This window comes from Seleniivibrio woodruffii, assembly GCF_004339245.1.
Classification (GTDB): Bacteria; Chrysiogenota; Deferribacteres; order Deferribacterales; family Geovibrionaceae; genus Seleniivibrio; species Seleniivibrio woodruffii.
In genome coordinates, this window is sequence record NZ_SMGG01000004.1 from 186,184 (window position 1) to 197,732 (window position 11,549).

Genomic DNA, 11,549 nt, shown 5'->3' on the forward strand with positions numbered 1-11,549 from the left:
GAATATATAAACCAAGGGAGACGGATATGAAGGGGTTTACAGCTTTAACCATTTCACTTATTTTCACTTTTTCAGCTTACAGCGCAGACAGTTTTGAAGACTATAAAAAGTCTGTCATGGGACAGTATAAGGCCTATGTCGATGAAATCGACAGGCAGTTCTCGGACTTTCTGAAACAGCAGTGGCAGGAATATAAAGGGCAGAAGCCTCAGAAGCCCTATGAAGACCCGAAACCTGTGAAACAGCCGGTGGCGAAACCGGAAACAAAGCCTGAACCTGTAAAGATTGTGCCTAAGCCTGCACCCGCTCCCGTTGTTGTGCCTGTTCCGAAACCCGAACCCGTTAAGGAACAGCCAAAGCCTGAACCTGTTAAGGAGCAGCCGAAGCCAGAGCCTGTGAAAGAACAGCCGAAACCCGTCACCAAACCCAAAGAGGAACCGATAGCACCCAAAGAGCCTCAGCCCTCTTTCACCGGAGAGATACCTGAGCCGAAGCCCTTCTTTGTCCCTGCGGATGAAGGAGAGGTTGTCGATCTGGCGTTCTACGGCCTTGCCCTTAAGATTCCCTATGACAAAAGACTGAAAGCCAACGTCCAGAAACCACTTTCATCGGATAATATCGCAAAATGGTGGGAGACCGTTGCCGCCGCAGACTATAAAAAATCAGTGGCCTATATGCAGTCAGCCGCAAAAAAGAACGATCTGGGCGACTGGGGCTACGTTATGATGGTGGACAGATTCACCTCAAAACTCAGGTTCGATTCCACCGAGCAGAAGATGCTAGCGTGGTTCTTCCTGAATAAGAGCGGATACAGCACCAAACTGGGCTACACCAAATCCGGTGAGACCAGAATAATGATGCCAATGGACACAAGACTCTACGGAGTTTCGTTCTACACTTTCGACAACCAGCGATACTACGTTGTGGACACACTGGAAAAGAAAAACACCTCGTCAGAACCTGTCTATACCTACAAAGGAAACTATCCCGACGCTGTGAAATCCGTCAGTTTTATGAGGATGAAACAGCCCAAGCTCTCTTTTGCACGCTTCGACAGGGACCTGAGCTTCGAATATAACAAAGAAAAATACACGGTCAAAGCCGTGGCAAACAAATATGACATATCCTATTACACTGCTTTCCCGCAGACCGATCTGGCGGTTTATACCTCAGCAGGTGTGCCGATGTGGGTGGATAAAACTGTTCTTCCGTCACTGGAAAAGATAGTGGACGGAAAGAGCACCGATGAAGCGGTTAACATTCTTCTTCGCTTCGTCCAGACTGCGTTTAACTATAAAACCGACGATCAGCAGTTCGGAAAAGAGAAATTCTTCTTTGCACAGGAAGTTATCTATTATCCCTACAGTGACTGCGAGGACAGAAGCGTTCTGTTTGCCTATCTGGTGGAGAAACTGCTTAAAAGGGATGTGGTCATGCTGAACTTTCCCGACCACGTCGCAACTGCTGTTGACCTCGGCGATAAGTCCACAGGAGCGGTTCTCACATACAAAGGCAAAAAATACACCGTGGCCGACCCGACCTACATCAATGCGACCGTTGGTATGGTAATGCCGCAGTATAAGAACGTCAGTCCTGAAATAGAGGAGACCGGGATATAGGTGTGTTTGATATTTCAGAGTGATGAGACTGCCACGGGCTAAAGCCCTCGCAGTGACGTAAATTCGTCTTTGCGAGGAATATCATGACACTAGCCGAAGGCTGTACGAAGCAGCTTGCTGCGAGCTAAAGCAATCTTCCATATGAAGACCGGATAGAAATCTAAGTGTAGTCGTAAAGCTGATTTGAAGACTGCCACGGGCTGTCGCCCTCGCAGTGACGTGAACTGTTGGCGGGTTTCTTTATTGATCAGTTCTTTCTTTTGAACTGGATAACGTTGCTACCGCCTGATGAGGTTTCCGTGTCTTCCGATTCATCGTCAGAAGTCTCTTTTTCCACAGGCTGCGGGGCGGATTTTCTGTTCTGCGGTTTAAAGCTGAACATGAACTCCGGTTTGACGGGGTCGTTGAATATTGCGCTTATGGCGTCCACCGGAATATAAAGGCTCTCCCAGCTTCCTGAAAATTTCATATTAACGGTTACAGAATCGTCTTCCATGCTCAGTTTGTCGTATGAATATGAGCTGAAAACCAGCACGATGCCGTTCTTTTTCTCTTCGCCCACAAGCCCTCTGGAGCCGATTATCAGCTGAGGATGCGGCATAAGATGGATAAAGAATTTTTCGTAACTGTTCAGAATTTCTTTTAGAACGTTAAGTCTGAAATCACCCATAGCTGAAACATACAGGATATAAACCTGACAGTCAATGGCAAGGTTAACTGTAAATTTATTTTACCCCGTTATAAGTCGTTGGCTGTCTATGAGTTTTCGCAAAGACGGGAACTCGGATTTCGACTGGCTCATCATCTTGGCAAAAACCTCGGCAGTTGCCAGTGCGTCGCCCAGTGCCGTGTGGCGGCCGTTGCAGACAACCTGATATTTAGAAAGGAGAAAATCGAGACTGACGTGCTCCTCTTTTTTGCGTATGGCTCTGGAGTATATGAACATTGTGTCCAGCCACTGGTTGTTCATGGAACAGCCGTAGCACTCGTTAAGCTCTTTATTGATCATCTTTATGTCGAAGTTGATATGGTGGCCGACTATAACCGAACTGCCCACAAAATTTATGAAATCCGGCAGAACCTCTCCCGCTGTAGGTTTATCCTCTACCATTTCGTTTGTTATGTTGTGCCATTTGATTGATTCTGCTGGGATGTCAATTTCGGGATTTATGAATGAGTTATAGAAATCGATGATTTTGAAGTTCTGAACTTTTACTGCGGCAACGTTGATTATTTTTGCCGTTGCAAGGTCGAGTCCTGTGGTCTCCGTGTCTACCACGGAGAAAACAGTATCTTCAATCCTTTCATCCAGTGTTATATTTTTAGCGAAATTATCGCACAGCTTATTAACATAGATAGATATGGGGTCTTTTGCTTTTTCCCCAGCAGGTTTTTTATTAAAGAGTTTGCTAATCATTTTAGAAAACCTATTCAGTGAAATACCATTTTATTTGCACTTATTGTAAAACCAAAACTGATTTATTGCAATAAACTTTCACAGGTATTAGAGTATATTTTATCGCATGAATGCAAAAATACCGGAGTATTAACAATTTATGATTCGTCTTAATGACAGGTACCGCAGGGTGCTCGCAATCTCCATGCCCGCGGTGTTTCACAACTTTATGAACATTGTTCAGTCTATGGTGGATATGCTTTTCGTGGGGCGTATTTCCTCGGTGAGCCTTGCTTCGGTTGGTGTCAGCATGCAGTACACGACAATGCTGTATGCGTTCATGTCGATAGTGTATGTGGGAACCAACGTTCTTGTGTCCCGTTTTTACGGCTCAAAGGAGATGGACAGAGCCGGGCAGACAGTTTATATGATGTTTCTGTTCTCGTTCGTTATCTCTCTGCCGCTGATGTATTTCTGCGTTTTCCATTCGCCGTTTCTTTTCGAAATTCTGGGTACGGATGCCGAGGTTGTGCGTGACGGTGCAATCTATCTTTCAACCTATTCATACGCAATGCCTGCACTTTTCATTCAGGGCGTGCTTTTCAGCGGCCTGAACGCCATAGGTCAGACGAAAGTTCCTTTTTATATCAGCATATTCGGCAACCTGATAAATGTTGTTCTGGACTGGGTGCTCATCTTCGGAAAATTCGGTTTTCCTGAAATGGGTGTTCAGGGTGCGGCGCTTGCCACCGCCATAACCATCTATTGTCAGCTTGCCGTGTATATCTGGTATTACCTGACATTCAGCGAAATCAGAATTGTTTCAAAGTGGGATCTTACCCTGCTTATCAGAGGGATAAAGGTTGCTGTTCCGGCGTGGCTGGAACGTATTGTGGCGCATCCTTCGTATATTGTTCTGTCGGCACTGGTGGCTAAGTTCGGAGTTGACGCTCTGGCGGGCTATCAGGTGGGACTGCGTATCGAAGGGCTTGCGTTCATGCCCGGAGTAGGGTTCATCTTTGCCAGTATGGCTCTGGTGGGGCAGGGCATCGGAGCAGGAAAGCCGGATGAGGCTGAGAAGGATGCGACGGCCGCCGTCATTTCCGCATCGGTTATAATGGGTGTGCTTGGGCTTCTTATGGCTGTGTTTCCTCATGGTCTGGCGAGAATGTTCACCGATAATGAGGCCACCATAGAGAACGCAGTGTGGTATCTGCGGATAATGGGTATCTCGCAGGTTCCTCTGGCCGTGTGTTTTGTTGTTTCGGGCAGTCTGCGTGGTGCGGGCGATACTAACGTGACCTTTTATATTAACACCGTCTCCCTCTGGGGACTTCGCATTCTTCCTGCATGGATACTGACATTCTATGTCACAAACTCGGTATGGGTATATCTGGTGGCCATGATAGAATCCGTTGTGCGGGCGGGTATACTTCTGGTGCGTTTCAGAAGCGGAAAATGGAAGAGTATAAAGGTCTAGTAAGGGTTATGGCATGAAAAGCCGTTCCCGAAAACGGGCTTTTCCGTCAGGCATCTGTCGGTTCTTCTTCCGCATCTTTCGGCAAAAATGCACTTTGAGTCGAACTCCGCGCTGTTGAAAGTTATTGTGCCTTTGATGGTATTCAGGTATTCTCTTGTCTCGCCTATGGCGGGCACGCATTCCCTCAGTGCCTTCGTGTACGGATGGCGTATGTTTCCGGCCTGCAGGTCTGTTCCCGTGAGCCGCTCCATAATCTCCCCGGCGTACATGATGAAGCTCTCGTCTGCAATTCTGGTGAGCAGTCCCAGATCGTGGGTTATGAATATCACAGAGAGATTTTTCTCACGGTTCAGCTTTTTTATAAGGTTAAGTATCTGCTGCTGAATGGTGACATCAAGTGCGGTTGTGGGTTCGTCCGCAATGAGCACTTCGGGGTCGCACGACAGGGCAATAGCAATCATCGCCCTCTGGTTCATTCCGCCCGAAAGCTGGTGCGGATATGAGTTCATGCGCTCGGCAGGGTGGGGTATCTCAACCTCTGTGAGCAGTTCAATGGCCTTCTGTCTGGCTTCGGCCTTTGACATTTTTGGATTGTGGGTGAGGATCGCCTCTGTGATCTGCTGACCGATGGTGAACACGGGGTTCAGTGAGCCTGTGGGGTTCTGGAATATCATTGATATCCTGTTTCCACGCACAGATGCAAAATCTTTTTCGGTGACGAGTTCTCTGCCGTCAAGCGAGATGGTTCCTGCGGTTTTAACCACAGGTTTTCTGATGAGATTCAGGATGGTTTTGGCCAGAATGGTCTTCCCGCTTCCCGATTCTCCGGCGATTCCCAGTATTTCCCCTTTTTTCAGGGAAAAGCTGATATCCCGCAGAATGATGAAAGGATTGTCCTTTGTTTTCAGTTCCACCGATAAATTATTAATTGACAGCATGGGCAAAATATATTTGATATTTGGTTCTTTGTCTATAAAATATAAGTATGTATACGGAGCTTATTCTTTTTAACCTATGAAAATACCATCGTCAAAAATAGATGAAATTTTAGAAGCCAGCGATATTTACGAGATCATAAATGATGTTGTGCCCCTGAAAAAGCTTGGAAACAGCTTCAAGGGGCTGTGTCCTTTCCATTCGGAGAAGACACCGTCGTTCAACGTGCATCCCGACAAAGGTTTTTACCATTGTTTTGGCTGCGGAACCGGCGGAAACATAATATCTTTTGTGATGAACTACTACAGCCTTCCATTTCCTGAAGCCGTCCGTTTTCTGGCAGACAGATACGGCGTTGAGATGGAGTATGAGGGGGCGGAGGTCAGCCAGACGGCAAAGGACATCGCCGCACTCCATGAGGAACTGGTGCTCGATTCCCGCAGGAATCTCTATTCCGGCATAGGAAAAGAGGCTCTGACGTATCTTAAAAGCAGAAACTTTTCCGACTCGCTCCTTGAAAAGTTCATGGTGGGATGGTTCCCCCAGAAGTTCGACACGGAGAAATACGTCCGCAAGTATGACAAAAGCGTTCTGATCAACTCAGGACTGTTCAAAGAGGGGCAGTTCGGCATGCGCCTGATGTTCTTCGACAGGGTCATGATCCCTGTCAGGGGAGTCAGCGGGCGGACAATCGCTTTTTCCGGCAGAACTATTTCGGGGCAGATGCCCAAATATATAAACTCTCCCGAAACGGAGATATTTAAGAAAAGAAAGGTGCTTTTCAACCTCGATCATGCGAAGGAACATATCCGCAAAAAAGGGCATGTGCTTATAGTCGAAGGTTATTTCGATGTTATGCGCCTGCACGACAAAGGGTTCGGAAACAGTGTCGCCACCATGGGCACCGCATTGACATCCGACCATGTGGCACTGCTCAAGCGTTTTACCGATGATATATATATGTTGTATGACGGCGACGATGCCGGATACAACTCGGCTCTGAAAAGCCTTGATGTCTTTGTTGCTGCGGACAGTTTTCCGTCGGTGATATTCCTGCCCAAGGATGACGACCCCGACACCTTCCTCGACAGGGAAGGAGCCGAAGGCTTCGGGAAGCTTCTGGAGACACGAAAGGATCTTTTTGTTTTTACAGCGGAAACTCTGGCTGAGGCGGCAGGGGATATGAACTCAAGCCTCAGGGCGCTGGAAAGGATGAAACAGCTTCTGGTTAAGGTGAAAAGCCCTTACAGAAAAGAGCATTACGCCGATAAACTGGCGGAAATATTTAACGTGGGAAAAGAAATATTAAAAAAGGATATTGACCTTTCTGCGGCAAATAATAGTTTAAAAATAGTTAGCAAGCGGCCTGTGCGAAACACGGACCGAGGCACAACATACATTTATGAACGCGAGTTTATCGCCACACTTTTCAAACTTCCGGAAGACGTAGCTCTTATGCAGACGGAAAATATTCTGCCCGAGTTTTTTAACGATAAAAAACTGGCTGAGATTTATAAGAAAGTTCTTGATGTTTTGCGTGATGGTGATAATATCAGTGTCCTTTTGTGCTCACCTGATGTGGGCAGCGAACTATCGGAAGCCGTTATCAAAATGCCGGAAACCGATATCTACAGACTGGCGGCAGCTGCCAGAGAAAAGCTGATTTCCAATTCAGTTATGGACACCCTGTCTAAAGCTATTCAACAGTCGGATGGCGGGGCGGATGCGCGTGAACTGGCCATTAAAAGGTTCGAACAGGCACGCCGTATGATGCACAAAAGGAATTCGGAGGATTGAGCCTGATGTCGAGAAAGATAAAAAGCCCTGAAGTCAAAAACATTATCGCACTGGGAAAGGAAAAAGGCTTCCTGACCTTTGATGAGATCAATGAAAACCTGCCGGATGATATACTTACCACTGAGCTTATCGACGAGATCATGATGCTGCTGGCGCAGCTTAAGATCGATGTTATCGACAGCAAAGTGGACAAGCCCGGTCTTTTCACCGCCGATGATGATGTTGACGATGACGATGAAGAGTCTTTCGGGCTGCTTAAAGACGTTGGCGAAGAGACAATCAGCACCGATGACCCTGTCAGACTCTACCTTAAGGAGATGGGAAACATCCCCCTGCTTAACCGTGACGAGGAGATAGAAGTCGCCAAAGAGATAGAAGACGGGCAGAGAAAGGTTCTGCGTGCCGTACTTCTCTACCCGAAAACAGCAGCTAAAATAATGGAAATAGCCGAAGGCATCAAAAACGACAGCATGAGGCTTAAAGACATTATAGATATAGAGGACGAGCTGGAACCCGAGCATGTCGATATGGATGAGCCGGATGCGGACATCATAAGAAACATCGATGATGATCTGGACACGGTCGAAGAGAGAGAGGAAGAAGAGGAAGGAGAAGAAGATTTTATCGAGCCTGAGGAAGAGGAGGAGACCGAAGAGGAAACTCCCGAGGCCGAAGACATCAACTCGGTTTCAGCTGCGGACGAAAAAGAGCTCCAGATCAAAGAGCAGTATATCACCATCCTTGAAGATATAGCCGCAAAGCTTAAGCAGAACATCATAATCAATGACAGAATTAAAGAGAACAAGCTGGGTCTGGACGAGGTTCTCACCCTTAAGCAGACCATGCACGAAACGGTGGACGAGATCACCGGAAAACTCCTTGAAATTAAAGTAAATTATTCCAAGATCTGCAATATTGCAGGAGATATAAAATCAGCCTACTCAGCCATCATCGACAGCACAAGGGAGCTTGAGAAGCTCTGCCGTGTTGTTAAGCTCACCGACTATCAGGATCTTTCGCAGGTCTGCGAAGACAGGATAAAGGGAGCCTGCGAGGCAAGAGGTATGGGCGCAAACGACATTGCGACCATCCTTAAAAAGTTTAAAGCGGCGAAGAAGAATTTTGACGCATCAATGAGCAACCTCGGGTTTGACAAGGCCGAGCTGGACGTTATTCATGACAGCCTGATTATGGGCGAGTCTGAGACAGAGTCCGCCAAGTCTAAACTTATCGAGGCCAACCTGCGTCTGGTTGTGTCCATCGCCAAAAAATATACCAACAGAGGTCTTCAGTTCCTCGACCTTATTCAGGAAGGGAACATCGGCCTTATGAAAGCAGTTGAGAAGTTCGAGTATAAGAGGGGCTATAAATTCTCCACTTATGCAACATGGTGGATCCGTCAGGCCATAACAAGAGCCATTGCCGATCAGGCCAGAACCATCAGGATTCCCGTGCACATGATCGAAACCATCAACAAGATGATGAAGATTACCCGTCAGCTCCAGCAGGATATGGGTCGTGAACCCACACCCGAGGAGATATCCCTTAAAATGGATATTCCTGTGGAGAAAATTAAAAAGGTCATGAAGATCGCTAAAGAACCCGTATCCCTTGAAACACCCATAGGTGAGGACGAGGATTCGAGCCTTGGCGACTTTATCGAGGATAAATCCGCTAAGAACCCCTCAGAAGAGGTTACATACCTGAAACTGAAGGAGCACACTCAGCAGATTCTGGAAACCCTGAGCCACAGAGAATCGGAAGTGCTTAAACTGCGCTTCGGAATAAACTGCGACTCCGACCATACACTTGAAGAGGTAGGTAAGAAGTTCAATGTCACACGCGAACGTATCAGACAGATCGAAGCAAAAGCATTGAGGAAACTCCGCCACCCCACAAGAAGCAGAATTTTAAAAACTTTTACCGAATAAAAGTGTTGACAAACTCGTAATTTACGAGTAAAAACATCAACTCTGCAAGGGCCAATAGCTCAGTTGGCTAGAGCCACCGGCTCATAACCGGTAGGTCGCTGGTTCGAGTCCAGCTTGGCCCATTCTTTTAAATAAAACGGGAAAGGTAAGTGACAAAAGTAAGAGATTTACGAAATTACTTGGAGAAGGCTATCGCTGACAAGAGTCGCCAATACGATTGGGACAACAGCGGGAACCAGATAGTACCTGACGACAGGGAAATCACTAAAGCCGCATTCGCACTTGACCCGACCGACAAAGTTATAAACAAAGCAATAGAAGAGGGGTGTGAGGTTCTGATAACTCATCACCCCCTTTTTTTTGGCTCTCTGAAAAGCCTCTGCTTCGACAGACCTTTCGACAGAAAAGTCATTAAAGCCATACAGAACGGGCTTTCCATACTCTCTCATCACACCAGTCTAGACCTTGCTGATTACAGCCTTAACGACCACCTCTGTTCTCTGCTCAACGGAAAAGTTGAGGAGATTTTTGTTACAGAGGGGCACAAGGAAATGGTCAAGTTCATCGTCTTTGTGCCGGTGACGCATTCGCAGCAGGTCAGAAAGGCCATGGCTGAGGCGGGTGCGGGCAACATTGGCAACTACTCCGACGTGTCTTTCTCGGCTGAGGGCACGGGAAGATTCAAGCCCTGCGAAGGGGCAAAGCCGTTCATGGGCAGCCTGGGCGAGATTGAAGAGGTCGCCGAGCACCGCATCGAAACCATCATTGAAAAATCAAAAGTAAAAAATCTCATAAACAAAGTCGTTGAGGCACACCCCTACGAAGAGGTCGCATACGACGTCTACCCACTTGAGGGCGGCGCAGAATACGGTCTGGGGCGCATCGCCTCCTTCGAAACCCCCATGCCCCTTTCTGGTTTTCTTGACAAAGTGCGTTTTGCACTGGGTTCGGACACCCTGCGCATCAACACAGCTGATCTTTCCGCCCGTGTGAAGCGTTTTGCTGTCGTGACAGGCAGCGGAGCCTCCATGTGGAAAAAATGCGTTGGAAGGGCAGATGTGCTGGTTACAGGGGATATGAAACACCACGAGGCTCTGGACGCTCAGGAGGCGGGCATCGTTATTGTCGATGCGGGTCACTTCCATACAGAGCGCATCTTCATGAAATATCTGGCAGAAAAAATAGGTAACGAATTTAATATAAATACAGTGCTGATAGACGAACAACCGCCTATCATAAACTGGAGGTAAGGTAAATGTTGGAGATAATTTCGCAGCTTATCGAGATTCAGCGTCTGGACAACCTGATAGCCGATGCGGAGGCAAAGCTGGCAGGTCAGCCCGAATATGTTAAGAAGGCGCAGAACGAGCTTGATAAGGCACAGGCGGCTTTCGACGAGTTCAACAGGAAGTATGAGAAAGATCTCGCCGCCAAAATTCAGGTGGAAGCAGCTTACGAAGAGGGTAAGGCTCTGCTTGACAAAGCACAGAAAAAACTTCCCGAAGTGAAGAACAACAAGGAATATGAAGCTGTGCTGAAAGAGATGGACACTCTTAAAAAGAACGTGTATGAGTCAGAGCTCAAACTCATCGAACTGACTGAGGCTGTTGACAAATACAAAGCCGAAAACCAGTCGGTGATCGATCAGCTTGAGAAGATGAAACAGGAGCTTGAGTCAACCAGAACCCAGAAGGACGAGGAAAACTCAGAGCTTATCAGCGGACTCTCAGCGGACAAAGCGGCCAGAGAAGTGGCTGTTAAAGTCGTCAAAAAGCCCATGCTCTCAAAATATGAGAGGATCAGGGATGCGAGAAACAACCTCGCAGTGGTTCGTGTTGAAAACGAAACATGCACCGGATGCTGCATAAAAATTCCGCCCCAGCTTTATGTTGAGGTAAAAAAGGATAAAGAGCTTCTCCAGTGCCCCAACTGCCAGCGCTTCCTTTACGCCCTGCCCGAAGATAATAATGCCGAAAATTGATATATACACAGACGGCGCATCCCGGGGAAATCCCGGGCCTGCCGCCTGCGGTTTCGCAGTTTATGCGGACGGTGTCGAAATTTTTACCGGAAAAAAATATCTGGGCACAGCCACCAATAACTTTGCAGAGTACACAGCGGTCATAGAGGCGGCTAAATGCCCTATGGTTGCGGATGCCCATGAGATAAACTTCTTTATGGATTCCGAACTGATCGTTAAGCAGATGACAGGCATATACAGGGTCAAGCACCCCGATATGATAATGCTTAAACAGCAGCTGGATTCCATTCTTGCAGGAAAAAAGGTCACTTTCACCCACGTCCGGCGTGAGCTGAACAAAACAGCGGACAGGCTCGCAAACGAAGCCATTGACGAAGCACAGAAATAAGTTATAAAATATATCGTTTAA

Annotated in this window: 10 protein-coding genes and 1 tRNA gene; 8 read left to right on the top strand and 3 right to left on the bottom strand. The window is 47.3% G+C overall.

From position 1 onward, the window contains the following. Nucleotides 1-26: 26 nt before the first annotated feature. The gene (locus C8D98_RS06930; RefSeq protein WP_165871225.1) at nt 27-1,619 is read left to right on the top strand and encodes a hypothetical protein; all 1,593 of its coding nucleotides are present in this window, start codon (nt 27-29) and stop codon (nt 1,617-1,619) included. A gap of 247 nt (nt 1,620-1,866) precedes the next feature. Here the strand turns inward: C8D98_RS06930 and C8D98_RS06935 are convergent, their stop codons facing one another. Both C8D98_RS06935 and C8D98_RS06940 read right to left on the bottom strand, forming a co-directional pair. After that, on the bottom strand, nt 1,867-2,289 hold the full coding sequence (locus C8D98_RS06935) for a ClpXP protease specificity-enhancing factor SspB (protein WP_132873314.1): 423 nt from the start codon (nt 2,287-2,289) through the stop codon (nt 1,867-1,869). A gap of 60 nt (nt 2,290-2,349) precedes the next feature. Continuing rightward, nucleotides 2,350-3,036 (bottom strand): 3'-5' exonuclease, encoded by a 687-nt coding sequence (locus C8D98_RS06940; protein WP_132873316.1) that lies wholly within the window; start codon nt 3,034-3,036, stop codon nt 2,350-2,352. 139 nt (nt 3,037-3,175) lie between these two features. Between C8D98_RS06940 and C8D98_RS06945 the strand changes: the two genes are divergently transcribed. Continuing rightward, nucleotides 3,176-4,495 (top strand): MATE family efflux transporter, encoded by a 1,320-nt coding sequence (locus C8D98_RS06945; protein WP_132873318.1) that lies wholly within the window; start codon nt 3,176-3,178, stop codon nt 4,493-4,495. Here the strand turns inward: C8D98_RS06945 and C8D98_RS06950 are convergent. Beyond that, nucleotides 4,492-5,409, bottom strand: a complete 918-nt coding sequence (locus C8D98_RS06950) for an ABC transporter ATP-binding protein (RefSeq protein ID WP_243640933.1) — start codon at nt 5,407-5,409, stop codon at nt 4,492-4,494. The two genes, C8D98_RS06945 and C8D98_RS06950, sit on opposite strands and share 4 nt — an antisense overlap. A 100-nt stretch (nt 5,410-5,509) precedes the next feature. Between C8D98_RS06950 and dnaG the strand changes: the two genes are divergently transcribed. The 6 genes from dnaG to C8D98_RS06980 all read left to right on the top strand — a co-directional run bounded on the left by dnaG (nt 5,510) and on the right by C8D98_RS06980 (nt 11,528). Then, on the top strand, nt 5,510-7,228 hold the full coding sequence (dnaG, locus tag C8D98_RS06955; protein ID WP_132873322.1) for a DNA primase: 1,719 nt from the start codon (nt 5,510-5,512) through the stop codon (nt 7,226-7,228). A gap of 5 nt (nt 7,229-7,233) precedes the next feature. Further along, a complete protein-coding gene (gene rpoD, locus C8D98_RS06960; RefSeq protein ID WP_132873324.1) occupies nt 7,234-9,159 on the top strand; it encodes an RNA polymerase sigma factor RpoD in 1,926 nt (641 codons plus the stop codon). A 48-nt stretch (nt 9,160-9,207) separates the two neighbouring features. Continuing rightward, nucleotides 9,208-9,281 (top strand) — tRNA-Ile (locus C8D98_RS06965). A 27-nt stretch (nt 9,282-9,308) separates the two neighbouring features. After that, nucleotides 9,309-10,409 carry a Nif3-like dinuclear metal center hexameric protein gene (locus tag C8D98_RS06970; protein WP_132873326.1) on the top strand — a complete coding sequence of 367 codons (1,101 nt, stop codon included), beginning with the start codon at nt 9,309-9,311 and terminating at the stop codon, nt 10,407-10,409. Between the two features lie 5 nt (nt 10,410-10,414). After that, nucleotides 10,415-11,140, top strand: coding sequence for a zinc ribbon domain-containing protein (locus C8D98_RS06975; protein ID WP_132873328.1), 726 nt, complete (start codon nt 10,415-10,417; stop codon nt 11,138-11,140). Then, on the top strand, nt 11,127-11,528 hold the full coding sequence (locus C8D98_RS06980) for a ribonuclease HI family protein (RefSeq protein WP_132873330.1): 402 nt from the start codon (nt 11,127-11,129) through the stop codon (nt 11,526-11,528). The genes C8D98_RS06975 and C8D98_RS06980 overlap by 14 nt, the downstream gene beginning before the upstream one ends. Nucleotides 11,529-11,549: the final 21 nt, after the last annotated feature.